This window comes from Paenibacillus glycanilyticus, assembly GCF_030161375.1.
GTDB lineage: Bacteria > Bacillota > Bacilli > Paenibacillales > Paenibacillaceae > Pristimantibacillus > Pristimantibacillus glycanilyticus_B.
This window is the reverse complement of record NZ_BSSQ01000010.1, coordinates 47,548-72,857: the sequence shown is the minus strand read 5'-3', so window position 1 is coordinate 72,857 and position 25,310 is coordinate 47,548. Positions and strand designations below refer to the sequence as shown.

The 25,310-nt window shown below is 47.6% G+C and carries 25 protein-coding genes and 2 riboswitches; of the genes, 21 read left to right on the top strand and 4 right to left on the bottom strand.

The features are described from left to right. Window positions 1–2: 2 nt before the first annotated feature. From QQK89_RS11335 to QQK89_RS11295, 10 genes are all read left to right on the top strand, one after another. On the top strand, window positions 3–464 hold the full coding sequence (locus QQK89_RS11335; protein ID WP_284238677.1) for a DUF2269 family protein: 462 nt from the start codon (window positions 3–5) through the stop codon (window positions 462–464). 390 nt (window positions 465–854) lie between these two features. Then, window positions 855–2,870: a hypothetical protein gene (locus QQK89_RS11330; protein ID WP_284238676.1), complete on the top strand. Its 2,016-nt coding sequence runs from the start codon at window positions 855–857 to the stop codon at window positions 2,868–2,870. A 262-nt stretch (window positions 2,871–3,132) separates the two neighbouring features. Continuing rightward, window positions 3,133–3,399: a CD3324 family protein gene (locus QQK89_RS11325; protein ID WP_284238675.1), complete on the top strand. Its 267-nt coding sequence runs from the start codon at window positions 3,133–3,135 to the stop codon at window positions 3,397–3,399. A gap of 130 nt (window positions 3,400–3,529) precedes the next feature. After that, window positions 3,530–4,396 carry a GNAT family N-acetyltransferase gene (locus QQK89_RS11320; protein ID WP_284238674.1) on the top strand — a complete coding sequence of 289 codons (867 nt, stop codon included), beginning with the start codon at window positions 3,530–3,532 and terminating at the stop codon, window positions 4,394–4,396. Between the two features lie 112 nt (window positions 4,397–4,508). After that, complete coding sequence (locus tag QQK89_RS11315) at window positions 4,509–4,946, top strand: DUF4362 domain-containing protein (protein ID WP_284238673.1); 438 nt, start codon at window positions 4,509–4,511, stop codon at window positions 4,944–4,946. 37 nt (window positions 4,947–4,983) lie between these two features. Next, complete coding sequence (locus QQK89_RS11310) at window positions 4,984–5,742, top strand: class I SAM-dependent methyltransferase (protein WP_284238672.1); 759 nt, start codon at window positions 4,984–4,986, stop codon at window positions 5,740–5,742. 38 nt (window positions 5,743–5,780) lie between these two features. Then, a complete protein-coding gene (locus tag QQK89_RS11305; protein WP_284238671.1) occupies window positions 5,781–7,190 on the top strand; it encodes a S8 family serine peptidase in 1,410 nt (469 codons plus the stop codon). Window positions 7,191–7,332: 142 nt separating this feature from the next. Then, window positions 7,333–7,791 carry a VanZ family protein gene (locus QQK89_RS29650; protein ID WP_349816727.1) on the top strand — a complete coding sequence of 153 codons (459 nt, stop codon included), beginning with the start codon at window positions 7,333–7,335 and terminating at the stop codon, window positions 7,789–7,791. After that, on the top strand, window positions 7,788–8,339 hold the full coding sequence (locus tag QQK89_RS11300) for a hypothetical protein (RefSeq protein WP_284238670.1): 552 nt from the start codon (window positions 7,788–7,790) through the stop codon (window positions 8,337–8,339). Before QQK89_RS29650 ends, QQK89_RS11300 begins: the two co-directional genes overlap by 4 nt. 17 nt (window positions 8,340–8,356) lie before the next feature. After that, window positions 8,357–8,704, top strand: a complete 348-nt coding sequence (locus QQK89_RS11295; protein WP_284238669.1) for a VOC family protein — start codon at window positions 8,357–8,359, stop codon at window positions 8,702–8,704. Window positions 8,705–8,762: 58 nt separating this feature from the next. Here QQK89_RS11295 and QQK89_RS11290 read toward each other — a convergent pair whose 3' ends face one another. Further along, entirely contained in the window at window positions 8,763–9,605 is an 843-nt protein-coding gene (locus tag QQK89_RS11290; RefSeq protein WP_284238668.1) for an alpha/beta hydrolase, read from the bottom strand. Window positions 9,606–10,025: 420 nt separating this feature from the next. Between QQK89_RS11290 and QQK89_RS11285 the strand changes: the two genes are divergently transcribed. From QQK89_RS11285 to QQK89_RS11260, 6 genes are all read left to right on the top strand, one after another. Next, window positions 10,026–10,715: an acetamidase/formamidase family protein gene (locus QQK89_RS11285; RefSeq protein WP_349816726.1), complete on the top strand. Its 690-nt coding sequence runs from the start codon at window positions 10,026–10,028 to the stop codon at window positions 10,713–10,715. 25 nt (window positions 10,716–10,740) lie between these two features. After that, complete coding sequence (locus QQK89_RS11280; protein WP_284238666.1) at window positions 10,741–11,490, top strand: class I SAM-dependent methyltransferase; 750 nt, start codon at window positions 10,741–10,743, stop codon at window positions 11,488–11,490. Window positions 11,491–11,532: 42 nt separating this feature from the next. After that, complete coding sequence (locus QQK89_RS11275; RefSeq protein WP_284238665.1) at window positions 11,533–11,991, top strand: NUDIX hydrolase; 459 nt, start codon at window positions 11,533–11,535, stop codon at window positions 11,989–11,991. A gap of 100 nt (window positions 11,992–12,091) precedes the next feature. Further along, the gene (locus tag QQK89_RS11270; protein WP_434481657.1) at window positions 12,092–13,117 is read left to right on the top strand and encodes a DUF2332 domain-containing protein; all 1,026 of its coding nucleotides are present in this window, start codon (window positions 12,092–12,094) and stop codon (window positions 13,115–13,117) included. 187 nt (window positions 13,118–13,304) lie between these two features. Further along, window positions 13,305–14,546 carry a serine hydrolase domain-containing protein gene (locus tag QQK89_RS11265; RefSeq protein WP_284238664.1) on the top strand — a complete coding sequence of 414 codons (1,242 nt, stop codon included), beginning with the start codon at window positions 13,305–13,307 and terminating at the stop codon, window positions 14,544–14,546. 140 nt (window positions 14,547–14,686) lie between these two features. Further along, window positions 14,687–15,469 carry an SDR family oxidoreductase gene (locus QQK89_RS11260; RefSeq protein WP_284238663.1) on the top strand — a complete coding sequence of 261 codons (783 nt, stop codon included), beginning with the start codon at window positions 14,687–14,689 and terminating at the stop codon, window positions 15,467–15,469. Window positions 15,470–15,504: 35 nt separating this feature from the next. Here QQK89_RS11260 and yjcZ read toward each other — a convergent pair whose 3' ends face one another. The 3 genes from yjcZ to QQK89_RS11250 all read right to left on the bottom strand — a co-directional run bounded on the left by yjcZ (window position 15,505) and on the right by QQK89_RS11250 (window position 16,340). After that, the gene (yjcZ, locus tag QQK89_RS29645; RefSeq protein WP_349816725.1) at window positions 15,505–15,627 is read right to left on the bottom strand and encodes a sporulation protein YjcZ; all 123 of its coding nucleotides are present in this window, start codon (window positions 15,625–15,627) and stop codon (window positions 15,505–15,507) included. A gap of 247 nt (window positions 15,628–15,874) precedes the next feature. Further along, window positions 15,875–16,036 carry a hypothetical protein gene (locus tag QQK89_RS11255; protein ID WP_284238662.1) on the bottom strand — a complete coding sequence of 54 codons (162 nt, stop codon included), beginning with the start codon at window positions 16,034–16,036 and terminating at the stop codon, window positions 15,875–15,877. Window positions 16,037–16,169: 133 nt separating this feature from the next. Continuing rightward, window positions 16,170–16,340 carry a hypothetical protein gene (locus tag QQK89_RS11250; RefSeq protein ID WP_284238661.1) on the bottom strand — a complete coding sequence of 57 codons (171 nt, stop codon included), beginning with the start codon at window positions 16,338–16,340 and terminating at the stop codon, window positions 16,170–16,172. Window positions 16,341–16,598: 258 nt separating this feature from the next. Next, a riboswitch (guanidine-I (ykkC/yxkD leader) is annotated at window positions 16,599–16,704 on the top strand. Between the two features lie 60 nt (window positions 16,705–16,764). Here QQK89_RS11250 and QQK89_RS11245 point away from each other — a divergent pair. The 5 genes from QQK89_RS11245 to atzF all read left to right on the top strand — a co-directional run bounded on the left by QQK89_RS11245 (window position 16,765) and on the right by atzF (window position 25,241). Continuing rightward, entirely contained in the window at window positions 16,765–18,117 is a 1,353-nt protein-coding gene (locus tag QQK89_RS11245) for an APC family permease (RefSeq protein WP_284238660.1), read from the top strand. Between the two features lie 105 nt (window positions 18,118–18,222). Then, a riboswitch (guanidine-I (ykkC/yxkD leader) is annotated at window positions 18,223–18,345 on the top strand. Window positions 18,346–18,386: 41 nt separating this feature from the next. After that, window positions 18,387–19,109, top strand: coding sequence for an urea amidolyase associated protein UAAP1 (locus QQK89_RS11240; RefSeq protein WP_284238659.1), 723 nt, complete (start codon window positions 18,387–18,389; stop codon window positions 19,107–19,109). Between the two features lie 50 nt (window positions 19,110–19,159). Next, the gene (locus QQK89_RS11235) at window positions 19,160–19,810 is read left to right on the top strand and encodes an urea amidolyase associated protein UAAP2 (protein ID WP_284238658.1); all 651 of its coding nucleotides are present in this window, start codon (window positions 19,160–19,162) and stop codon (window positions 19,808–19,810) included. A 29-nt stretch (window positions 19,811–19,839) separates the two neighbouring features. Continuing rightward, a complete protein-coding gene (uca, locus tag QQK89_RS11230) occupies window positions 19,840–23,487 on the top strand; it encodes an urea carboxylase (protein ID WP_284238657.1) in 3,648 nt (1,215 codons plus the stop codon). Next, entirely contained in the window at window positions 23,484–25,241 is a 1,758-nt protein-coding gene (gene atzF / locus QQK89_RS11225) for an allophanate hydrolase (protein ID WP_284238656.1), read from the top strand. Before uca ends, atzF begins: the two co-directional genes overlap by 4 nt. Window positions 25,242–25,310: the final 69 nt, after the last annotated feature.

Here is a 25,310-nt window from a genome sequence, read left to right as displayed (position 1 = left end):
AGATGATCGGTTTGTTTGGATGGTTATTGGTCTTGCACATTTTGTCTGCTTTTTCGATAATCGGGCCTTCTCTGGTAGTGCCCGTACTTCGAAGGTCTGCCAGAACCGTTGGACAATTGCGCTTTGCGTTTGATGTAACGAACAGGCTTGCCATCTTGCCCAAAATTGGAGGCTCCGGACTTATTATAACCGGTGTTTGGATCATGATTATAACAAAGATGGGATTATCTCAAATGTGGCTGAATATAGCTATTCTTTTATCGCTGCTCCTGATCGCAATGATCGAAGGATTGATCGGGCCACGGATGAAAACGATCATGCAGATTGCTTCTACAAGTTCAAGCAAAGGGGAAGAAGTGCCTGCCGAGCTTAGTCAGTTAATGAAAAAGATCGTTCCGCTTGAGACGGCATCACAAATGCTTCTGATTGCCATTACCGTAATCATGGTTCTTAAGCCTTTCTAAAGAAGCTGGCAATTCCTCTCCCTATCGGCCTGGGTGTGTTCAGGCTTAAGACTTAGCGAATAGGCATTGCCACGCTTGCTTTTATTGTTGAAGGAAAAGACACCAGAGAAGCGATAACTCTGCTTGGGTTAAAGGTCACCGGTTTTAACAAGGATGTCGATTCTTGTCGCTTACTTGTGCATCCGAATAGTCCCGTTGAAGCGACGCTCAAAAACGTGCAAAACGCACCTTCCATATAGGGGCTTCTCCCTATGTACGTCCCCCCAGCGGACAGGCATAATAGTCTTGCGCGAGCAAAAGGAAAAGTTTACCTGTTTTTTTTGGGACTTTCTTTGAGGTGAGCGACATGCAAGACGTTCGTTCCGGACGACAAGGAGGAGAAATTGAAAAATGGAGAATTCATACATCAGGATCCATCATAGAAGGCCATTCGCGTTAGTGGCAATGGTCCTCATTGTGCTTCTAGGACTCATCAGTATGCAAGCCAAACCCGTACATGCCGCATCGGTACCGAAGCTCGTGGTAACTACGCCGACGGCGAATGCTTTTGTACCCGATCGTATTTTTGTACGCGTTACGGTTAACTCTCAGGTACCAATCGCCGAAACGAAAGCCGCGGCAGGTAGTCTTCCCGCTGTTAACTTAACGAAACAGACCGCCTTTTGCGGATCGTCTTGTGAATATACCGGCTGGGTTGACGTTTCCTCGCTTCCTTGGGGGAACTTCAACTTGAACCTTACGGCGACTGATGTCGATGGCGGTAACAGCGCTCCTCTCGCCATTGCTCTCAAGCACAACAATGTGCCGGTCATTCATCCTGATGCGCCGCTTCCATTCGAAGTTGCCGACCCGAATCTGCCTGTTGATATTTCTTGCACCGACGATGATCCCGATACGAGCTGCAGCAGCCTGAAGCTCAGCATAAACGGGAAGCTGCTTGCCTCCGGCACTAATGCGATCAAGGAAACCGTATCTGCAGAGCAGTGGATTGGTCAGGCTGCTACCGTACAGCTCAGTGCCACCGATGCTAGCGGATTAACTAGCTCGCAGTCTTATCCGATTTATGTGGAGGACGTCTCGAACCTGACGGCTATCTCGAAGGAAGCTGGCGTTGTACTTGACACGGACGCCTCTCGCACGCTTTTATGGAATGCTTACGATCACCGGCTGCGCATTCGCCATCGGGATACCAACGAAGCGGAGACGTTGCCGCTGCTCGTAGCTGAGCAGACGCGGCTTAATGTTAAGCTCATCCCAGGTGGTGTTATAGGCAGCGCTTACGATGCAACTGGCACCGATCTGCCCGATGGTTATTATCGGAAAGGTCTCGACCCACGGGGGATCTATTCGAGCTTTATTTGGCGGGACGGTCAGCTGCAAGCCATTGCCGCGGACGATATTCGCGTAAATGGAGGTTGGGCCGCCTACCATGCGCCGGGAAGCGGGCTTCGCGAGCTGACGTTACAGAATACCTCGACCGGTAATGCGGTCTCCGTCGGATTTACCGACCGTAACGATTATGTGCTGGACGATCATGGCACGCTCGTGTTCGCGCGAGAAGGTAAGTTGTTCCGATATGCCGATGGTGCCGCTTCTCAAATTACGCCAAACGACGGATTCGTCTACCGTACCCCCGTTATGGATGACGGCGTATTGCTCTATGCAAGGGATAACAGCTCGACGCTTGTTGTCGAGCGGGATGGTGTTGCTGAGGAACTTACCGGTGCGTCATCCGTGGCGGGAGACTATATGACAGCAGGGGGCTGGATTGGCTATACGGTGTATACGGAGGCAGGGCAGAAGCAGTTATGGCTGCGTTCCCCAGAAGGTGAAGATGTCCAGTTGATGCCTACCAGTACAGCGGACAGCCATTTTATTACACTTTCAGCTGCCGGTGAAGCCGCTTATACGTACGACGGCGGCGTTTGGTTAAGTCTTGTGCAAGAGGACGGCAGCAGGCTGCCTTCCGAACGGATTGTCACCGACAAAGCGAAGGTATATTGGGAGGACGGATGGCAGGTCTATCTCGGTACCACATGGTATGAGGTGCCAGGCACAGATCCAGGCACAGATCCAGGAACTGATCCAGGAACAGATCCTGGCACGGACCCCGGTACAGATCCTGGTACTGACCCGGGAACCGATCCAGGTACGGATCCAGAACCAACGGCGGACCTTGATGGCGATGGCCAGGTGAATTTGAATGACGTCATTGAATTTCTTCGAACCTATGGGACCAAGAAAGGGCAGCTCCATTTCGATCCCAAAGCGGATTTCGACTCGGATGGCATCATTGGGAAGAAGGATCTGAAGGCTTTTGTGAAAGCGGGACATTTTGGACCACAGGTAAAAAAAGCATTGCAAAATGCGATTGACGTTATCGCAGACCAAATGGATGTGAAATAAACGTTGAAGGAAAAATGAAAATAGTAACAAATGTAATAGTTTGAAATGTATTCCTGCTATGATGTTGCTTGAAAGTGAGGCTTCAGACGATGAGTAAATCAACGATCTGCTCCATGCAAAGTCTTGGACTATAAACAACGGCGGTTGTTTGTGTGGAGCGAGAAAAGAATTACACCGCCTTATGATCTGCGTTTGTGATTGTTGTTTATAGGATAGACTTTGCAACCTTAAATTTTTAATCCATTTAAGGAGCAGAGCTATCATGAAATATGTAAACGCCGATAACGTTCTACCGGAAGAACTATTGAAGGAAATACAGAAATATATTCAGGGGACAATGGTTTACGTCCCAGCTCCAGAAGGGCAACGGAAGAAATGGGGCGAGAACTCGGGAAGTCGAAACAGCTTAAGCACCAGAAACGAAGTTATACGCCAACAATATACGGATGGTGCTAAGATAGACGAGCTTTCCAAGCAATTTTGCCTCTCCTACGAGAGTATTAAGAAAATCATTTATTCAAAAATATAAGTCCAAGAAATCACATCAGCTCTCAGGATGTGATTTCTTGTGTAAAGATTGATTCAGAAGAATCTTTTCTGTATTTATTAACTTTTCCCTTTGTTACGATTGAACAAACCATATCAGGGGGGACATTGGAATGGCATTGCAAATCCATCCATATTGCACGGAATTTGAAGAAAGAGTGAAACAGCTGAGTCATAAAGCATGGATTCTATTTAAGTACAATAAAGATTACGAGCATCAGAAGATGAGTTGTGTTTTTAACGAGGAAGACCAGTTAATTAGCGTAGGTTACTTGCGGCATGGACTAGCTGATGATCATGATGTATTCGAGGTTGAAATGCCCGTTAATGAATTAGCTGCAAATCGTATGAATGAAGTGATAGAGGCTCTATTTCCTATCTTCTTGAATACTTGTCAACAGCTACGCCGTCCCAACAAGAAGGCAAAGCTGGTTGCTTGGGATGATTTTACAGCTGATCAAGAGCTAAGTGAAAAGATGGGATTCAGCCCGTTTCAAACCTACTTTCTCGCGCAATGCCCACTTGGTCAATCGATGCCTGATATACGGGAACCTGATGGCGTTCATGTCAAGTTTCACCCGATGGATACGAGAAAGGAAAGAATCGAATATACCGAATTAGAGAATCAATTTTATAAGGGCATTTTATACCGAAGCGTAAACATGCTGGAATGGATGATGGGTGGTCCAGAATTGCATACCATTTCCGCGTTTGAAGGCGATGAACTTGTTGGCAGCGTGATGTGTTGGCAAACGGGTGCAGTTGAACGGTTATTTGTCATTCCCCGATGGCGCAACAAAGGCCTGGGTAAATATCTGATAGCGAAAAGTTTCGAGTATCATTTGAAGAACGGGCGAAACAATGCTGAAACGCTAGTTAATGAACAGAATAAGGTAGCCATGAAGTTGTTAGAATCAATGGGTTATCATTTCCCTGTGAGGTTGGAACTGAAATCGTTGGACATAGCAGCCGCAAATTAGCGGTTGCTTTTTTTATTCAGATCATAGATGGCGAAGCGCAACTTAATAGTAAAAATGTGGTATCTATCTAGCAAGCTTTTGAGAAATAAATACAGCGACTGGGGGACAGAGAATGAAAGTTAGAATGATTTTCGGAGTAATGGCGGGAATGATTGTTGTATTAGCTGCATTGTTGATTATATCCGTATACCCATCTAAGCCAGCTCAAAATGATGGAACTATTCTATATCGATTCGATAAAAAGGACATAAGAAGAGTCAATGAGATGGTAGAAAGGCACAATGAGGGGAAAGGGGATTACTTGATGCTGATCCCTCCTGTTATCGACGGCGGATTTTGGATCTATGATGTTCATTCAGACGGGAAGAAGATTACATGGACGATCGATAATTCCAGAGACGGAATGAGTGGGGAACGAGGGAAAACGGTGTACTCCTGCAAAAACATCAGTATGCAAGAGGATCGGGATTCATATAGATATACGCTTCATCAATGCGATGATCAGGGGGATAAGGACATCCCCATATTTTCAATCCCAAAAGAGTGGTAATGAAAAATAGTCTCCTATGGAGGGAGTTTGGACGGGTATGAATGAACAAAGCGCCGCAAATAAATTAGCATGGGAACATCGAGCGTATGAGTTTTGGAACAAACGAGATGGTTCACCTCAAGATAAGGCAAATAAAATAATGGCGAATCCTAAAGCGCAGTTGAAAAAGCACCAGCCCTATTTCGAACAGATAAATGGGAAAAAAGTGGCTAATCTATGCGGTTCCAATGGACGGAAAGCAGTCCCGTTGGCCCTGTTAGGCGCAGAAGTAACCGTATTTGACATATCGGAAGAAAATAAACGGTATGCTCTTGAACTGGCGGATGCTGCGGGTGTATCCATTGAATTTGTTGTTACCGACCTGTATGAAATCGACTTGGAAAAGTATAGCGGTTATTTTGACATGTTGTATCTGGAAGGCGGAATTTTACATTATTTCGATGATATTGAGAGATTGATGTCTATTCTTTTTTCGTTACTGAAACATGATGGCGAGATGGTTCTAAGCGACTTTCATCCATTGAGACGGTGCCTTCTATCGGACTCTAAGATCCAGAACCAAGTTCAAGAGGGGTATTTTGACGAGGAATTGCATAGTGGACATGTCCCATATAAAAAGTATTTCGATGAGCAAGAGCAACAAGCATTCCCTGAAGTTTCACTTAGGCTATATACCCTAAGCGAAATACTCAATGCCGTTATAACCTCTGGTTTTAAATTGATGAAATTTGAAGAACATCGCGGTTGGAATAATGAAAACATTCCATGGGAATTTACCCTATTGGCTAATAAATAGAGGGCAGGCGATCAAACGGCGATTTAGGAGGAACTGTCATGTGCATCGAACCTTCGTGGATGAGGCTAGGATTTACGGCGCCGCCTGATCAAGTTTCTGGACAAGGGATAGGGATCATTATAATTGATGATTTATCGCCGCATCCTGCGATAAGTCATCTAGCTGGCTGTTTAAAATATGTTGTTGTGGACGATGATTCGATTATATGTAGAAATATTGCTGAGCAACAATACGACCCAAAACTATTGGATCACGGCATACATGGTCTGATGACAGTCCTCACATTAGCGCATCAGCCCTTTTATAGTAATGGATTGATACATACGGGAATAGCATCGGGCGGGAATTTTATCGTCCTATCCCATGGGGCCTTTAAAGACGGCGAAGGTGAACGTCTTAAGAGGGGGGTAGACTGGATCCTTGCAAATTACTCGCATTGGAATATTCGATTGATCTTAAGTCTAGGATGGCATGCGCAAGATGACAAGGTGTTATTAGAGGAAACAAAATATAATCCGACTGTCCAAGCGTTGGAAGCCGTTACTCGACAAGGGATCATGGTTATTTGCGCAAATGGTAACAGTGACATCGTTACCATTTTACCTCCACGGGAATATTTCGCAGTTGGCGGCTTTAATGATCAAGGAAGCTCGGATCCTAAACGAAGGATCCCTTATCCAGGGGAACCTTATGGATATAATGGCGATGGATATTATCGTCCAGACATACGAGCTCCACGCACCCGTATCCTGATCCCGTATTGTGAAGGGGATGCGGACGAGAACCAACACTCTTTGTATACGGGAACCTCGGCTGCATCAACTTTAATAGCTGGTGCGTGTATGAACTTATTATCTAGGTTTCCGAATCTTGAAACCTCAACCCTTCGGAATGCGTTAGTCGACAATGGAGATCTATTGATTGGAGATAATAATATCGCCCGGATTATAAATGCAGAACGAGCTGCTAGCGCTATTTCGAAAGGTATTACTTGTATGCCTAAGGAAGAGGATGCATTTCTTGATCAAACAGGACTGACAGAGCGTGCGATCCACTTGAGCAGAAAGATTAGAAACGGTGAATTAACACGTGAGATACTATGGGATGTTTCAAATGATCCAAGTCCTCTTATAAGAAAGATTGCAGTGTATGCATTAAAAGAGCCTGCTAGTCCATCTGAGCGCGCATCATATTGGGATAGATTTTATTTGGAGCAAGAGGATAGCGTTCGATCTTGGTTTTTGTATGGTTTGCTTCAAAATAGCGATAAGACTGAACTTCATCATTGGATTCCCTTAGCAAGCAGCCCCCATTGGACAATTCGATGGTGCGTCTCTGATTTTCTCAGCAAGTTCTCAGATTTGCCTCAACTTGTCAAAACCCATGATCCCAATCAGGTACTCCACTATGCTTGTCACGTAAAGGAATGGTTCGAGTTACAACGATAAGAGAAGGCAATCGATCGAAGTGATCGGTTGCCTCTTTATGATATTGCAACAATTAATAGGAATGTTGCGTCAATAGTTTCGGTATTCCAAAATTTAGGTGGGTGGTTGTGGTCAAAATGCGAGTTATGACATCACGAAAGGAATGTATGTGTTGAACAAGATAGTTAGATTGTTTTTATGGCTTCTATTCTTTATTTATGGTCTAGTCCTTATAAAGTACCTTGTACTTGATCGTCTTTTCTACATGCAATTTGCAGGCAGGATGTATAATCTGTATCCTTTTCGAACCATTAGTACGTACTTTATAGATAGAGAACATTACAATCTGGACATTCTTATTAAAAATTTGCTTGGGAATGTCGTCATGTTAGCGCCACTTGGCTTCCTCATGCCCGTGATGTTCAAGATATATAGGAGAACGTTTCATTTTTTTACCTTTATCTTCATACTGAATTTGTCCATTGAGATTCTGCAGATCGCGTTAAAGTTAGGCAGTTTTGATGTCGATGATCTTATTCTAAACTGTACCGGAGCTATGATGGCTTACGGACTTACACGCTTGCTATTAACAGCATTTATTAAGAAGGAGAGGGAAGTTTGAGAAAAACAATAAAATATTTTCCATTGCTATTTCTACTCATTTTTGCAACGGGATGTACAAACAGCGGATATGGTTCAATGGAAGAAGCGATCCAAAATAGCGGTATCCAATACAAACAAATTTACTATCAGTACGAGGTGAAAAAAGGAGTCATTTTATTTTATGTAAATCCAAACGGAGGAATAGATGCTGGACTTGTCTATAAGAATGGGAAAAAATTTAAATGGGGATTTGGCAGCGGAACGGTATCTTATCCAACTGATGAAGAAGTGACATGGGGGGCCGCAAATCTAGATATTAACGCAAAAACAGAAGAGCAAAAGAATTATTGGATTTATTATGGAATAATAAAACAGGCTGACATTACCAAACTTCACATCGAGCACAAAGGAACCATTAAATCCATCAATAAAGATGCGAATATAGTGGAACTCTCAGATGGATTTCGATTATGGTTCGCACTGCAAGATGAACAGAATAGTATACAACCTGGATTCATTCTGGATGGATATAATAAGGATGGCGTGAATGTTTATCATTTTGAATAGAACGGGAGTTAGCTACGATGATTAAAGGTTTCGGAGGCGTATTTTGGAGAACGATTAATCTTGAGGTTACGAAAAAATGGTACAGCGAAGTATTGAAATTAGAAATGGGTGATTGGAATGGTACAGTGATCGCGCCTCAACCGGGGAATGAGACGATTTTTTCCTTTTTTGCGGAAGAAGATCGTTATTTTCCAACCAGCCAACAAGTGATGTTGAATTTCCAAGTACATCATATAGACGAAATGATTCAACACCTTGAACGTCTTGGTGTCCCGCTCGCCAAAAATAAAGAGAGCAGTGAATTCGGAACGTTTATTTGGATCGAAGATCCTGATGGCCGACTAGTCGAGCTGTGGGAGAAATAAGCAGGTTGCCACCGGAACAGCAGCTCTTTCTAATTGATAGAGCTGCTGTTCCAGTTTTTTATGGCTGGAGCAGCCAACGGAACGCCACGGGGAACAACTCGCTCCAAGTGGATTCATGGTGTTTGCCAGCTGGGACGTAATCGAATCGAACGCGATTGTCCGGCATTCCTGCTGCTATCAATGCCTGCTGCACTTGCGCAACATGCTCGTACGCCGTTTTATTAAATTCGGGATTGTCGGTTTCCAGTTCTCCTATGCTTAGGTAAACGCGTAGGGAAGGGGAGAATACGGCTTGCTCTATTAACTGAATAATCGCGTTGTTGTCATGCCACATGACGAAGGATATCCCGCCTACGCGGCCGAATTGTTCCGGGTAACGAATGGCAGCATACAGCGAGATATAGGCGCCGAACGAACTTCCGGCTATCATCGTTTGTTCCGGTTCCGGAAGTGTCCGATAGTGGCTGTCGATATAAGGTTTAAGCGTCTCGGCCAAGAACGCGGCGAACGCTTCTCCTTTACCGCCGAAGCCGTATTCCGCATTAATCGTAAAGTTATATTCATTGTTTCGCTCTGCGACCCCATGATCCACAGCGACCACGATAGCCTCAAGAGAGTGATCCTCTAGCGCCATCCCCTCCAATGCCTCATCGACACGCCACTCGCTTCCCCACGACGTCGCTTGATCAAATACATTTTGCCCATCTTGCATATACAAGACAGGGTATCTACGATCTCCCTCGCTGTAGCTCTTCGGCAAGTATATCCAGACTCTACGATGAATGTGAAGCTGGGGAACCGGGAATGCTTCGATGATTTGGACATCGCCAGTTATGGTATGGTTGGCGTCGTCTTTGAAATATTCTCTCCAAGGCAAAGGCGAAGGTACGCTAATCGGCATGAATAACTCTCCTATATGGTGGTTTTACTAGAATCTTAACGTGTGGCTGATCCGGATGCAATACATTGTCTGGGGAGTGTATGTATTCGTCATAAAAACGACTAAAATTGTGGGATAATATTCCAATTTAATCGTTTACAATATTCTTGTAAGCGATTGCTTTGTGGGAGGGATTATATGGCTCATTATTCGATTTATCCTGAGCGTTCCACACTTCATGGCTCTTTCTCAAAAGATTTCGAACCTGTACTAACCATAGATTCAGGCGATTCCATTTGCTTTACAACTCTTGATGCCGGTTGGGGACTTGAACCATTTACAGCGCCGGGAATTAGGAAGAGATTTGAACCAAGGGAACGTCCAAAAGACGGCGGACACGCATTGTGTGGGCCGGTATTTATACGAGGCGCGGAACCTGGGATGACGCTGGAAATAAAAATAAACGAAATCCTTCCCGGTTCATGGGGATGGAATAGCGCCGGAGGGTTTCCGCATCCCGTAAACATTAGTCTAGGCTTGGTAGATGGAGAAGAATACCATTTGAATTGGAAGCTGGACCGAGATGTAATGATTGGTACAAGTGACAAGGGGCATAAGGTTACCCTACGTCCTTTTATGGGAATTATGGGAATGCCTCCCGATGAACCGGGCATTCATCCAACGGCTCCACCGCGTTGTTGCGGCGGCAATCTGGATTGCAAAGAATTAACCGCGGGCAGCACTTTATACTTGCCGATTGCGGTATCTGGCGGGTTATTCTCGGTTGGTGACGGGCATGCCGTACAAGGCGATGGAGAGGTGGGTGTTCCGGCATTGGAATGTCCGATGGACGCTGTCCATCTGGAATTCCGAGTCCGCGAGGATATGAAATTAGCCATGCCTCGGGCCAAAACTCCGAACGGTTGGATCACCATGGGGTTCCACGAAGATTTGAATGAGGCGACCATAATTGCATTAAACGGAATGTTGGATCTCATGTGCGATTTGTATGGTTTTGAACGCAAAGAAGCGTTAGCTCTTTCTAGTCTGGTTGTTGATTTGCGCATTACTCAAATCGTGAATGGCATACGTGGGGTTCATGCCGTCTTGCCGCATGGAGCAATAAAATAATAAGTAGAAGAGGTTGCAGGAGCGTATGAACGAAATCGAATACAAAGATTTTTACGATAGGGTCGGAATTTCTAACGGTTGGGATTTCAGCAAGTTGAGAGTAACGTCTGAAGGGGTTACTTGGCAATTGTATGAAGAAGTCAAAAAGAAGTGCAGCGGTACTGAGGTTTTATTGGACATCGGAACTGGCGGAGGCGAGAATGTTCTGAACATGGCCTCCTCGTTTCTGTTGGGCATAGGAATAGATAATTCGAACGGGATGATGAGTACAGCGCAATCAAACTTGAATAAAGCAAATGTATCTAATGTGCGATTTGTTCAGATGTCTTCGGAATGTTTACAATTTCCGTCGGAGTTTTTTGATGTCATTTCTTGCTGTCATGCACCGTTCTCCGCGGGTGAAGCGGCGAGAGTGTTGAAGAAAGGAGGTTTCTTCTTAACGCAGCAAGTAGGGGAAGCCGATAAGCTGAACTTAAAGTCGGCTTTTGGCCGAGGGCAGTCATTTGGAGTAGAGGATGGAGTACTAAGAGACAATTATATAACGCAACTACAAGAAGCGGGATTTCATATAGTCGAATTGTTAGAGTACGATGCACTCGAGTACTATGAACGCCCTGAAGACCTGATTTTCTTGCTCAAACATACACCTATCATCCCTAACTTTGGCCAACATCAAGACGACTTTTCCATTCTTAATGATTTCATTGCGAATAACCGGACGCCAAAGGGGATTTGCACCAATTCGAGAAGGTTTATGATTGTTGCCAGTAAGTAGGGGGGACTGAGTCTGAACGAGCAATGGCATCGACATCTTGGCGTGTATGGGATCTGTTTGGAGAATGATCAATTACTTGTTGTTCAAAAGGGAAGAGGTCCATACAGCGGGAGATATGACTTGCCCGGCGGCACGGTTGAAGCCGATGAATCTTTAGCGGCCGCTTTATTAAGAGAGATTTTGGAGGAAACGGGGATTATAGCCGAGATTAAAGAAAATGTTGGCGCTTGCGAATTTCTGATTCCGTATGAGCTAGACAAAAGAGGCACAACTCACATTCATCATATTGCCGTGTTTTATCTGGTGCAAAGCGCAAAAGGAACGATGATACAATTTCCCGAAATGATCGAAGATCAAGATTCGTTAGGAGGCTTGTGGTTGCCTCTAGAGGAAATTACGGCAATAAATTCATCTCCGCTTGTTCAGCAGGCGAAAGAATGGATCCAAATAGGAAAATTGTCGTTTGAATTCAAACGATTGGATCAATGGGAAGTATTATGATCTTCTTGCGATAAAGAAACATAATCAGTGGGATAGAAATGTTGAAGCAGAGTTTATCGCTGTTCCGTGATAACATACCACTATCTGGGAGGTGGTTGGTTTGTTGGAGCTTCATGCGTTATCGGAACGGTTTATAAATTTTGCGAAAAGGGAATGCAAAAATTCTAGTATCCTTTATGAACATCTTGCTGAGAACATTGCTAATGACCTCCAATTATTAAGATTGGCTGCACATTCAAAACACGGACAACCGGTGCCTAATCTCCTTCTTGGAGCTGTTCATTATTTGCTCCTGAACGGGAAAGAGCACGAGTTATCTGCATACTATCCTAGTTTAGTGAATGAACCGCTGGGAGCTTCAGGCGCATTTAAACCTTTCAAAGATTTTTGTGTTCAATTCGAAGAGGATATCGTCCCTTTGTTAGAAAATAAGCTTGTTCAAACAAATGAAGTCCGAAGATGCGCCTATTTGTATCCTACTTTCTGCTACATTTATCAGCTGTCTAATAAACCGCTAACTCTTATAGAAATTGGCACAAGTGCTGGCCTTCAATTACTATGGGACAAATACAGCTACACCTACCAATCACATCAAATGTACGGATCTCACCAGTCTACACTAGAAATAAGTTCAGAGGTTATAGGAGACCGATTCCCAGCATTGTTTAAATATAGTCCACCCGTGCAACGTAGAATCGGTCTGGATTTGCATGTAAATAATCTTAATACCCAAGAAGATTATCAATGGCTAAAAGCATTAATTTGGCCGGAGCACAAAGAGCGTCATTTGTATTTTGAGAAAGCTGCGGAATACCTAATGAGCGAATCGTTAGAGTTCATTGAAGGGGATGGAGTAGCCATTCTTCCGGATCTAATACGGACGGTGTCTAAAGATTCTACCTTATGTATCTTTCATACCCATGTTGCTAACCAGCTGCCGGTCGATGCCAAGACTAGGTTGATTGAGCAAATTCAATCTATTGGCAGGGAGCGGGATGTCTTTCATCTCTACAACAATATGTGGGATGCGGATCTCCACCTTGATTATTACATCAAAGGGAAAGAATATAGGGAAACGTTAGCCGAAACAGACGGGCATGGTCGCTGGTTTAAGTGGAAACTATAGTAAAATCAACAGAGTTTAACCATACGATAGCAGCCAATAATGGCTGCTATTTTTGTTTGGTAAAGGAAGGATTATCCAATCATGTCCCGTATTATTCTAAATGGAGGTGAATGAAAGGAGCAAAGAGTTCACGTAACTAATAGTTTTCGTAAGTTCAACTATCAAAAAGTAAAGTGAGGGATATTACATGCAAAAGATCGTGGGACAGAGCAATAACGGCTTCACCACTACAGGGCTACACAGATTGCGCGATGTGCTGGAACGGCATGTCGAGTCCGGGAAGATTCCCGGGCTTGTCGCATTAGTGAGCCGAAATGGCCAGACACATGTTGAAGCTCTTGGTACGATGAGTCATGACGGTGTGACGCCGATGCACAGGGACACGATCTTTCGGATGGCTTCCACGTCCAAGCCGGTGTCGATTGCGGCGGCTATGATCTTGATCGACGAGTGCAAGCTGCGGTTTGATGATCTCGTCGAGACGTGGTTGCCGGAACTCGCCAATCGGCAAGTACTGAAGAAGATTGATAGTCCGCTGGATGAGACCGTACCAGCACGAAGACCAATTACCGTAAGGGATGTATTAACCTCCACGTTTGGGATTGGCATGGATATGACTTCGCTAGGAACACCAATCATGGGAGCAATCTTTGAGAAAGGACTCACCCCTGATCTACCAGTGCCTATGCCCGAGCCGGATGAGTGGATGCGGCGCCTCGGGACACTTCCGCTGATGCATCAGCCGGGAGAACGCTGGCAATACCACATCGCCAGCGATCTTATTGGCGTTCTCGTCGCAAGAGTAACGGGCCAATCGTTTGAGTCATTCCTGCGCGAACGAATCTTTGAACCTCTCGGCATGAAGGATACGGGCTTCCACCTTCCAGCAGAGAAGATTGATCGTTTGCCGCCTCTCTACGCTCCTAACCCCGAGACGGGAGAATTCCTCGTGTGGGACCCTGCGGAAGGGGGACGTCATAGTCAACCTCCGGCCTTCCAAGGCGGCGGCGGTGGCTTGGTCTCCACCGTAGATGATTATCAAGCTTATTTTCAGATGCTGCTAAACCATGGCATGCATGGAAATGAGCGGATTTTGTCCCGGCCTGCCGTTGAGCTGATGACCACTAACCGCCTTACGCCGGAACAACAAGCAGCCCGTCACGCCATGGCTGTTAACAACGTCCATGTGTCATATGGACAAGGGCAACACGGCGGTTGGGGCCTAGGAATGGCGGTCCGTACTTATAGGGGCGATTACGCCTCCATCGGTCAGTTCGGTTGGGATGGCGGAAGCGGCACCTCGACTTACGCCGATCCAGAGAAGCAACTCACTGGTTTCCTGCTTACTCAAGTAGGGATGTCCACGCCGGATTCAGCTCGGCTTATTCATGACTTCTGGACCACGGTATACCAAGCAATCGAAGACTGAGCGGGAGCTCAAATGGAGGGGCTTCCAATAGCTCCTCCGTTTTATTTTGTATAGTGAAGTAGTCGTATTTTCAGTGACAAGTTGAAGCAGATAATGGTAAAATACTGCCGATCTGATAAAAGTGAAGGGACTAAATTCCTATGAAGCTTCATGCAAATACGATTCTTATTACAGGCGGTGCAACCGGTATAGGACTAGAGCTGGCGCATCGATTCCTTACGCTCGGCAATACGGTTATTGTAGCCGGCCGAAATCAAGAGAAATTGGATCAAGCGAAAGCCCGTTTTCCCGAGCTCCATACCTTTTCCTGCGATGTGACAGACCCAGGAGCCATTGCCCAGCTTCACAGCAGCGTAACCAAGCAATTTCCGAGCTTGAATGTATTGATTAATAATGCGGGTGTCATGCGAAAAATAAACCTGCAAACCAAAGAAACGGATCTTCTCGATATTAATCGCGAAATTGAGACGAATCTGAGCGGACCCGTTCGGATGAATACGCAATTCCTGCCTCATCTCTTGAAACAGCCTTCGGCAGCCATTATGAACGTCTCTTCGGCACTTGCTTTTGTACCGTTTGCTATTGCGCCCGTATATGGAGCAACCAAAGCGGGCATTCACTCCTACACAAGGTCTTTGCGGGTTCAGCTTAAGAATACGTCCGTTCGCGTATTTGAATTGGCGCCGCCGCTGACCCAAACATCGTTAGTAGACGCTTTTGATGCTGCGGATATGAAAGGCAGCGTGCCGATGGAGGCATCCAAGCTGGTTGATCATGTGATTAAAGCGATGGAGCGGGATCAGTTGGAGGTTCGTCCGGGCCAAAGTAACCTTCTGAAGACGATGAGCCGATTAGCGCCGGACTTTATTTTTAAACAATTAAGCAAATCGGTTGACGCCATGTTGGCGGATTCCCGCAAATAAACAAACAAAAAGGCCCCGAGCGGGGCCTTTTGTTGTTAGCTTTCTTTTTTATCCCGATATCCACCGCACGCAGGTGCGGAGCTACCGAAGATACCACAACTGCAAGCGATGATAACCAACAAGATGAACAGGACAAGAATGAAACCGGAAGATGCCATTAAGAATAAAACCTCCTAATAATTTAGAATACACTATAGATTATGTATGTAGGTTAGCAAGTGCTTGGACCTCTATCCCGCATATAGAAGACTATTTATTATTAACTAGATAGGATCATTCCCCCGGATGGATAAATTGCGGGGATTCTTGGTACAGACAGACAAAAGACCCCGGGAAGGGGTCTTTTGAATATATTTAGAGAAATTAGATTAGTCCGCATTCATGGAGGCATGATGCTTCAAGTGATTAGTAGTAACCTTTACCTGTGTGTGCGCCTCCAACCATTGGGCCGCCGCAACCGCCACCCCAACCGCCTACGAATCCGCAACCGCAGACGATGATCACCAACAAGATGAACAGCACAAGAATTGATCCCACGTTGTTAAAGCCATGGCCAAGTCCTGACATAATTCACAACACCTCCTTGCGTTTGGAGTATACTCTAATCTATGTCTGGAGGCCGGAAGTGGTATGGGTATTTGCCATGGAGGCATTTGACCAATTTCATTTGCCCTTCCGGTACAGCTGTATGGTCAATGCATTAGACCAGCTTATGGCGGATCGCTCCGGAGATCAGGTCAATGAAGGTAATCGGATCAGCCAGCGATATGCCGGCGCGGATTAAATGTGACATCACTATATCATGTCCGAATGCTCCGCCGTCATGATCGGTTATCGCGCCGGTGGCGATGGGGAGGATGGCTAGAAACATTATTAAAGCTTCGGAAGACAGGATTGGCGCACATTGCAGGTGAATATTCAGTATCACGAGCCAGCTTTTCTAATGAAAAGCCGGCTTTTTTTGCCTTCATCAGGCTTGAAAGGGCTTTATATGTAAGATAACCGAACATTAAATAAGAAAAAAGTTTGAAAAAGGGCTTGAAAACCAAGAATTTCATGTTATATTAAATAACATCAGATCGAAACGAAACATGTGAGATTATCTATCGCAAGGTCGAACAACTGAATAGCCATTGTTCTCTAGGGTTCCGTAGCGGCAATAACCGCTGGTCTGGTCCGAGAGAGGACGCACAGCCAAGCGGCTGTGTCCACGGAGGGAGAAAAGCCCGGGAGGATATGAATAATATCTTCCCGCGGCTTTTATTTTTTGTTTAGAGAGAGGGAGGAGTATGGAGATGAAACAAGAAGTTACGCTGCGCCAATCACTTACACTCGTTCAGGTTGTTGCGCTTGGTCTTGCCTGGATGACGCCAATGATTTACTTCTCGGTATTCGGAATTGCATACGATGCTTCGAAAGGGATGATTACGGAGGCGTATTCGCTTTCGATCGTGGCGATCTTTTTCACTGCTTACAGCTACAGCATCATGGCTAAGATTTTCCCGGGTTCCGGTTCCTCGTACACGTACGTGAAGAAGTCGATGCATCCGATTCCCGGCTTCACGGTCGGTTGGGCGATCCTGCTCGATTACTTGTTCTCTCCGATTATTGCATGCCTAACCTTCGGCATTTATCTTCACGCTCAATTCCCTGCCATTCCTTCTTATGTCTGGATTATTCTGCTGAATATCATATTAGCGGTCGTAAATATCGCGGGCATCAAGTTCTCAGCAAGTTTAAGCAAGTTGTTCGTTCTCTTCCAAATTATATTTATTGCGCTGTTCTGCGGTTATCTGTTCAAAGGTTTATCCGGCGTGGACAATATGGTGGTTCCGTTTACGCACATGGATGCAAGCCTTCCGACACTGTTGGCCGGCGCATCGCTGATCTGCTTCTCCTTCCTCGGCTTTGACACGGTATCTACTTTGTCGGAGGAAACGATTAACGCGAAAAAGACGATTCCACGGGCGATTATGCTCATCATTCTGATTGCGAGCATTCTTTACATCACCACGTCCGTTCTTATTCAAATGAGATTTCCTCACTTGGCGTTCGATAACCTGGATTCCGCAGGATTCGAACTTATGAAGCTGGCGGGCGGGGCAACGCTTGGCGCGATCTTCACGACTGTCCTTATATTCGCAATCTTTACGCAAGGATTAACATCCGTAACGAGCGTATCCCGTCTGATGTACGTTCTAGGACGCGATTCGATTCTGCCGAAAAAGTTTTTCGGTGCTCTTCATCCGAAATTCCGCACCCCGGTGAACAACATTGTCCTGGTGACGATCATTTCGCTGCTAGCCCTGGTGATTAGCCTCGATATGGCCGTTAAATTCGTAAGCTTTGGCGCCTTGACTTCGTTTGCCTTTGTTAACCTTTCTGTCATCATCGAATGTTATATTAAACGCAAGCAGCGTTCTTTCAAACAAACGTTCCAATATTTGGTCTTCCCATTGATCGGCGCTTCCTTCATCGTGTGGCTCATTACGCTCCTCGATGTTCAGGCGTTGACGCTTGGCTGCGTATGGCTTGTAGTTGGTGTAGCTTACTATTTGTATCGCACCAGAACATCGCGGGAGGCTCGGGAATCTACAACGAATTCCATCTTTCCGGCAACGGCCGCGATGGAAACCGAGTTCAAATAATTTTATGTAATATATATTGACACGGAAAAACAATCCACTTATACTTTGACTATGTTAGCAAATATTACATCTGAATATAGTTCTGGAAGATATAACGACCAGAACGACAAAGCTGTCTAGGGTTCCGTTGATGCTCGATCGATCATCAAGTCTGGTCCGAGAGACGGCGTATGGCAGAAGCGTCACGAAAGCTGCCATATGACACGGAAGGACAAAAGCCTGGGAGATCATTCTCCCGGGCTTTTTATTTTACCTAAGGGGGAAATAGGATGAGCAGCATTTGGAATACTTCAGTTCGGGCAGGGGAGAAATGGTCGGGGGTTATAAGACGCGGCAGGCTGATCCGGTTCACCGCTGCGGAAGCCGGCGCTAATCTTTCGCTTATGCTATTTAACGCCAAGGATTTGACTGAACGCTACAATATGCCAGACTCCCTGAAGGCGCAATATACGGCGCATCTGACAAAAGGGAATACGCTGATGAGCGATAACGGACGGGTGTTGGCAAGCTTGGTCGAAGATAGCTTGGGCTGGCATGATACGATCTGCGGCTACACGACAAGAGCTTTGACCGATCGGAAATACGGCAAGACGACTTATCAGGAATCGCGAAACGAATGGTTCAGATCCGGACAAGAAAACTTCGCCGTAGAGCTTACGCGAAACGGTCTTGGCGTGAGGGATATGTCGCCGGTTGTGAATTTATTTTCCAAAGTATACGTGGATAACGAAGGGCAAATGCATGGCGTGCCTGATCATTGTCCGGCTGGGGCAACTGTTGTGCTGCGCACGGAAATGGATATCTTGCTGGTGATATCGAATACGCCTAACCCGCTGGATTCCAGAACCGAGTATCCTTCTGTGCCCGTACACATAGAGGTATCAACGGCTGAGCCGGTGAACGACGAGGATTATTGTTTGAACTTCAGACCGGAGAATCGCAGAGCATTCGAGAATACATGGGACTACTACAAATTGCTGGAACTACAATAGACGGAATATTGCAATAACTTGAATTTCGTTCATAGAAGGGGAGATCACTTATGGGAAGCTTTAACCGAGTTGAAAGTACGCGCGTGCCGGAGGCCGCTATCTATAATGAAGTGATTTTGGCGGGGGACGGCTGGATGCATGATCTGGAACCGGGCCAAGTGCTTCGCATCGTGGATCTGGAGGGGAACCAGGCGGCGGATACGTTGTTCTATGACGCGGATAACGCGGAGGATCATTACAGCGCGGTTGCTACGATGACGAATCAACAGAACATTTACTTAACAACCGGCTCGGTTCTGCTGGCCGAATCCGGCAAAGAACTTGTGAAGATCGTAGCGGACACCTGCGGTCGCCACGATACGGTGGGCGGTTCCTGCTCCGCGCAAAGCAATACCGTGCGATACGCGCATGAGAAGCTGCACATGCACAACTGCCGAGATACCTTCATGCTGCAACTAGCACAACGGGGGGAGACATACGGCAAGCGAGATCTTGCTCCTAACGTGAACTTTTTTATGAACGTGCCGGTTACGCCGGAAGGCGGATTGAAATTCGATGACGGTGTCTCCTCGCCGGGAGCTTATGTGGAAATGCAATCCGTAGGCCGCACGGCGGTGCTGATCAGCAATTGTCCACAGCTTAATAATCCATGCAACGCATATAATCCGACGCCGATTCGCGTCTTGATCTGGAACAGCTAGACCAACTTGGGAGAAGAGGAGAGGTTGCTATGTTTACAAAAGTATTGATTGCCAATCGGGGAGCTATTGCCGTTCGAATAGAAAGAACGCTGCGCAAGATGGGGATTGCTTCCGTAGCCGTATATACGAAGGCCGACCAAGACAGCCTTCATGTTGATCTGGCGGATGAAGCGGTGCTGCTCGGAGAAGGCCCTGCGAAGGAAAGTTATTTGAACGCCGATCTGATCTTGCAGATTGCCAAAGACACGGGAGCGCAAGCGATTCATCCCGGTTATGGCTTCTTGAGCGAGAATGCCGACTTTGCCCGTGCCTGCCGCGAGAACGACATTGTATTCATCGGGCCAACTCCGGAACAGATGGAAGCTTTTGGCCTGAAGCATTCTGCGCGCGAGCTGGCAGAGAAAGCGGCGGTACCGCTGCTTCCGGGTACTCCTCTTCTGACCGAATTGGACGAAGCCGTTGCCCATGCCGAAGTGATTGGTTATCCGGTTATTCTAAAAAGTACGGCTGGCGGCGGAGGCATCGGCATGCGCGTATGCTCGGACGAAGAAGCGCTTCGCGCGGCTTTTGACAGCGTACGCCACCTGGCTGAAGCTAACTTCAAAAATGGCGGCATGTTCCTTGAGAAATATATTGCGAAAGCCCGTCACGTCGAGGTGCAAATTTTCGGAAACGGGTTTGGTGAAGTGGTTGCGCTTGGCGAACGGGACTGCTCCGTGCAGCGCCGCAATCAGAAGGTAGTGGAAGAAAGCCCGGCACCGCAATTTCCTGCCGAAGTCCGCGCCGAAATATTGGCTTGCGCCAAACGTCTCGCAGCAGTTGCTGGTTATCGCAGCGCGGGAACGGTGGAGTTCCTGTATGACCCTGCAAGCTGCAAGTTTTATTTCCTTGAGGTCAATACCCGCCTGCAAGTCGAGCATGGCGTAACGGAAGAAGTGCTAGGGCTTGACCTGGTGGAGTGGATGGTGAAAGAGGCAGCCGGTGAATTAACGGGCCTCGAATCTCTGGTGCCCGCATCCAAAGGCCATAGTATCCAAGCAAGAATCTACGCCGAAGATTGCCTGCAAGGGTTCCGTCCAAGCGCGGGACAGCTGGACCAAGCGTTGTTTGCAAATGATGCGCGCACGGAAACTTGGGTTCGGGACGGTATTACGGTTACGACGTTATATGATCCTATGCTCGCCAAAGTAATCGTGCATGGCGAGGATCGAGAAGATGCCATTGCCAAGCTGAAGCAAGCTTTGAATGAGACTAGATTCTATGGCATCACAACGAATCTGCAATATGTGCAAGCGTTGCTAGATGAGAGCCAATTTACGAGCGGGGATGTCTATACGCAGCTGCTTAATGGTTTTATGCCATCGGAAAATGCGCTTGAAGTGCTTGATGGCGGCGTTCAAACGACGGTGCAAGATTATCCGGGCCGGGTTGGTCATTGGGATGTTGGGGTTCCGCCTTGCGGTCCGATGGATCCGTTGGCCTTCCGTATCGGCAACAAGCTGCTTGGCAATAAGGATCAGGCAAGCGGCCTGGAACTGACGCTTCGCGGCGGTTCGTACAAGTTCCGCAGTTCCATGTTGTTCTGTGTGACGGGTGCGGATATGCAGGCGGCTTTGGACGATGCTCCTATTAAGATGTACACGCCGATCCGGGCAGAACGTGGTCAGGTGCTGAGCTTCGGGGAGTCGGAAGCAGGTCTGCGCACTTACTTGCTTATTGAAGGCGGATTCGATATGCCGCATATCCTCGGCAGCGCGTCTACCTTTACGTTAGGCGGCTTTGGCGGACATGGCGGCAGAGCGCTTCGCACGGGCGACGTGCTTGGCGTAAACCTTCTTCAAGGGGCAGAGCTGGTTAACGTGAAATCTCCTCTGCCAAATAAGCTTCAGCCATCGATTACCCGGGAATGGACGATTGGCGTTATTCCTGGCCCTCATTGCACAAGCGAGTTTCTGAAGCCTGAATATTTGGAGCAGCTTGCGAATACAACTTTTGAGGTTCACTTCAATAGTTCGAGAACGGGCGTGCGCCTTATTGGACCTGCACCGCTCTGGGAAAGAGAAGACGGAGGAGAAGCGGGACTTCATCCATCCAACATTCATGATAATGCCTATGCGGTTGGTACATTGGATCTGACCGGCGATATGCCGATCCTGCTTGGTCCAGACGGTCCAAGTCTTGGCGGCTTCGTCTGCCCGGTAACGACAGCTTCGGCTGAATTCTGGAAGCTGGGCCAGCTGCATCCGGGCGATAAAGTCCGCTTCCAGTTGGTTACGCTGGAAGAAGCGGAACAACTCCGCAAAGAACAAGAAGAGATGCTGGAAGGAATCGAAGACGGCAATGTCGATGAATGGTATGTCAGCGGTTTGCCGGACGTTCATGCTTCGTTCTCGCCGGAATATCCGATTCTGTTCAGCGAAGATGCGAGGCGCAAGTTCCCGATTACGATCCGCTGCAGCGGCGACGAGAATCTGCTCGTGGAATACGGCTCTCTGGAGCTTGATCTGCTTCTCCGTTTCCAAGTGCATGCTCTGGTGGAAGCAATCCGGGAGAGCGGTACCATTCCGGTATTGGACCTAACGCCTGGCGTCCGTTCGGTTCAGGTGCATATCGATGCGAAGAAAATGACTGTCCGTGAGGCTGCCGAACGTCTGCTTGCCATCGACAGCAGCTTGCCGCCGCTGGAATCCATCCGCGTTCCTTCGCGTATTGTCCGTCTTCCGCTATCCTGGGATGATCCGGCAACGCAGCTGGCGATTGACCGTTATCAGCAAAACGTTCGTCCGGATGCGCCATGGTGCCCAAGTAACTTGGAGTTTATTAGAAGAGTAAACGGCCTTGATAGCATCGATGACGTGCAGCGAATCGTATTTGACGCAAGTTATCTCGTGCTTGGTCTAGGGGATGTATATCTGGGAGCACCGCTTGCTACGCCTATCGATCCGCGCCATCGTCTTGTTACAACGAAATACAACCCGGCACGTACGTGGACGCCGGAGAATGCGGTAGGCATCGGCGGCGCCTACATGTGCGTCTACGGTATGGAAGGTCCGGGTGGTTATCAATTTGTTGGCCGTACAATTCAAATGTGGAATAAACTCCGTTCAACGGATAGCTTCCAAGCCGGCAAGCCTTGGCTGCTTCGTTTCTTCGACCAAATTCAATTCTATCCGGTTACGGCAGAGGAATTGCTCCAGCTTCGGGAAGATTTCCCGCGCGGACGGTTCGAAGCCGAAATTACGGAGACGACATTTGATCTCGGGGAATACTTGCAGTTCCTGGAGTCGATCGAGGAGAGCGCCGGAAAGTTCCGCAGTCAGCAGAAACAAGCGTTTGATGAAGAACGCGAGCGTTGGAAAGAGCTTGGACTTGCCGAATACGTATCCGAGCAAGATTCTTCGAAGCCTGTAAGCGACGAGGAGCTTCCTTCGGATGTGGATGCCATGAAATGCTCGATGCCGGGCAGCGTCTGGAAAGTGCTCGTTAATCCGGGAGATGCCATTAAAAAAGGCGATACGCTTATTATAGTAGAATCGATGAAAATGGAATTCTCGCAAGTGGCTCCGTTTGACGGCGTAGTGCATTCTGTACACGTCAAACCAGGCGACGGCGTAAACGCCGGTCAATTGATCATCGGCATTTCCAAACAATCGGAAAGGGAGTTGACAAACGTATGAGTGAAACTCAATTGCCCATCACCATTACAGCGCTCCGTGACCGGTATTTGAACGGAACCTTAACTCCCGAGCAAGTTGTTCAGACGATTATCGATCGCGCGCAAGCGGACAAAGACAAACATATTTGGATTACACCGCCATCTCTGGCCTATATCCAGCGCTACCTGGATCGTCTGGATAAGCTTGACCGTGCGCATTTGCCGCTCTGGGGAATTCCGTTTGCGGTCAAAGACAACATCGATGTAGCCGGCATGCCAACAACCGCCGGGTGCGAAGATTATTCCTATCTGCCTTCCGAACATGCGGCAGCTGTTGCCCGTCTCGTAGAAGCAGGCGCAATTCCGGTGGGCAAGACAAATCTCGACCAGTTTGCAACCGGACTGGTCGGGACAAGAAGTCCATATGGCGAGACACATAATTCGCTTCGGCCTGAACTGATCAGCGGCGGCTCCAGTTCAGGATCGGCGGTAGCCGTAGCGCTTGGGCACGCAGCTTTTTCTCTCGGTACGGATACAGCCGGATCGGGCAGGGTGCCGGCAGCGCTGAATAATCTGGTAGGCTTAAAGCCTAGCGTTGGCGCATGGCCTAGCAAAGGGGTAGTGCCCGCATGCGAGAGTCTCGATTGCGTAACGGTATTTGCCCATACGCTGGAGGATGCCGAACTTGTGGACCAAGTGGTTCGGGGAATTCAGACCGATGACCCGTGGTCGAAGGAAGTAGGTTTTGGGGAGCGCAAGCTCCCAGGAAAGCTTATTCTTCCGGATGGGCCTTTGACCTTCTACGGACCGTTCGCCGATGCCTATCGCGACGCTTGGGAGCAGTCGGTCAGCAGGCTGCAGAGCTTAAAGCTGCCTATTGAATACGTTGATATTCAACTGTTCCAGGCCGCCGCCGCTTTGTTATACGAAGGGCCTTGGGTTGCCGAGCGTTGGTCGGCACTAGGTTCGTTTATCGAATCGAATCCGGGTGTCACGTTCCCTGTCACCGAACAGGTGCTCCGCGGCGCAACAAAACCGGAATTTGACGCGGCATCTGTGTTTACCGCTTTCCACAAGCTGCAAGGCTATAAGCTGGAAGCGCGGAAGTTGCTACAAGAAGCCGTGCTTGTTATGCCGACGGCCGGCGGAACATGGACACGCGAACAGGTGGCAGCAGATCCCGTCAAGACCAATAGCGCAATGGGGCTGTATACGAATCATTGTAATCTGCTTGATTTGTGCGCGCTTGCGGTTCAGTCCGGCGACGCGGACGTTGATTTGCCATTTGGCATTACGCTGTTTGCCGTATCCGGAGCGGAAGGGACGTTATTCGAACTGGCCGAAGCGATTCGGGAATCGCAAGTTCGCGAGCCATCCACGCTCGTTGCGGTATGCGGCCTGCATATGAGAGGTTTGCCGCTCGAACGCCAAATGCTGGAGCATAGAGCAACGTTCGTCCGGGAAGACCGGACTTCGGCTACTTACAAGCTGATGAGACTGCAAACCGTGCCTCCTAAGCCTGGCCTTCTGAAGCTTCCGCAAGGCGGAGCTTCTATAGAACTGGAGGTATGGGAGATGCCACTTGCCGCATTTGGTTCCTTCACGGCGGCAATTCCGGCACCGCTTGGCATCGGCAAAGTCGAACTGCAAGACGGCACGATTATCCCTGGTTTTATTTGCGAGGGATACGGATCAGTTGGGGCTGAAGACATCACCTCCTACGGAGGCTGGCGAAAGGCATTGGCAGCGAAGAACACGGCCGATGCGGCGCTATAGAACGGAAATAATAAGGGGCTGCCCATTGGGTAGCCCCTTCTTCGCGTCTTAATGATGAATTCCTTGAAT

Coding starts and splice junctions, on each gene's coding strand:
- QQK89_RS11305 (WP_284238671.1), top strand. CDS start 5,781: ATGTGCATCGAACCTTCGTGGATGAGGCTAGGATTTACGGCGCCGCCT.
- QQK89_RS11295 (WP_284238669.1), top strand. CDS start 8,357: ATGATTAAAGGTTTCGGAGGCGTATTTTGGAGAACGATTAATCTTGAG.
- QQK89_RS11310 (WP_284238672.1), top strand. CDS start 4,984: ATGAATGAACAAAGCGCCGCAAATAAATTAGCATGGGAACATCGAGCG.
- QQK89_RS11320 (WP_284238674.1), top strand. CDS start 3,530: ATGGCATTGCAAATCCATCCATATTGCACGGAATTTGAAGAAAGAGTG.
- QQK89_RS11315 (WP_284238673.1), top strand. CDS start 4,509: ATGAAAGTTAGAATGATTTTCGGAGTAATGGCGGGAATGATTGTTGTA.
- QQK89_RS11245 (WP_284238660.1), top strand. CDS start 16,765: ATGAAACAAGAAGTTACGCTGCGCCAATCACTTACACTCGTTCAGGTT.
- QQK89_RS11260 (WP_284238663.1), top strand. CDS start 14,687: ATGAAGCTTCATGCAAATACGATTCTTATTACAGGCGGTGCAACCGGT.
- QQK89_RS11335 (WP_284238677.1), top strand. CDS start 3: ATGATCGGTTTGTTTGGATGGTTATTGGTCTTGCACATTTTGTCTGCT.
- QQK89_RS11235 (WP_284238658.1), top strand. CDS start 19,160: ATGGGAAGCTTTAACCGAGTTGAAAGTACGCGCGTGCCGGAGGCCGCT.
- QQK89_RS29650 (WP_349816727.1), top strand. CDS start 7,333: ATGTATGTGTTGAACAAGATAGTTAGATTGTTTTTATGGCTTCTATTC.
- QQK89_RS11250 (WP_284238661.1), bottom strand. CDS start 16,340: ATGTTTCTAGCCATCCTCCCCATCGCCACCGGCGCGATAACCGATCAT.
- QQK89_RS11280 (WP_284238666.1), top strand. CDS start 10,741: ATGAACGAAATCGAATACAAAGATTTTTACGATAGGGTCGGAATTTCT.
- QQK89_RS11240 (WP_284238659.1), top strand. CDS start 18,387: ATGAGCAGCATTTGGAATACTTCAGTTCGGGCAGGGGAGAAATGGTCG.
- QQK89_RS11330 (WP_284238676.1), top strand. CDS start 855: ATGGAGAATTCATACATCAGGATCCATCATAGAAGGCCATTCGCGTTA.
- QQK89_RS11285 (WP_349816726.1), top strand. CDS start 10,026: ATGACGCTGGAAATAAAAATAAACGAAATCCTTCCCGGTTCATGGGGA.
- QQK89_RS11255 (WP_284238662.1), bottom strand. CDS start 16,036: ATGTCAGGACTTGGCCATGGCTTTAACAACGTGGGATCAATTCTTGTG.
- QQK89_RS11265 (WP_284238664.1), top strand. CDS start 13,305: ATGCAAAAGATCGTGGGACAGAGCAATAACGGCTTCACCACTACAGGG.
- QQK89_RS11325 (WP_284238675.1), top strand. CDS start 3,133: ATGAAATATGTAAACGCCGATAACGTTCTACCGGAAGAACTATTGAAG.
- QQK89_RS11290 (WP_284238668.1), bottom strand. CDS start 9,605: ATGCCGATTAGCGTACCTTCGCCTTTGCCTTGGAGAGAATATTTCAAA.
- uca (WP_284238657.1), top strand. CDS start 19,840: ATGTTTACAAAAGTATTGATTGCCAATCGGGGAGCTATTGCCGTTCGA.
- yjcZ (WP_349816725.1), bottom strand. CDS start 15,627: ATGGCATCTTCCGGTTTCATTCTTGTCCTGTTCATCTTGTTGGTTATC.
- atzF (WP_284238656.1), top strand. CDS start 23,484: ATGAGTGAAACTCAATTGCCCATCACCATTACAGCGCTCCGTGACCGG.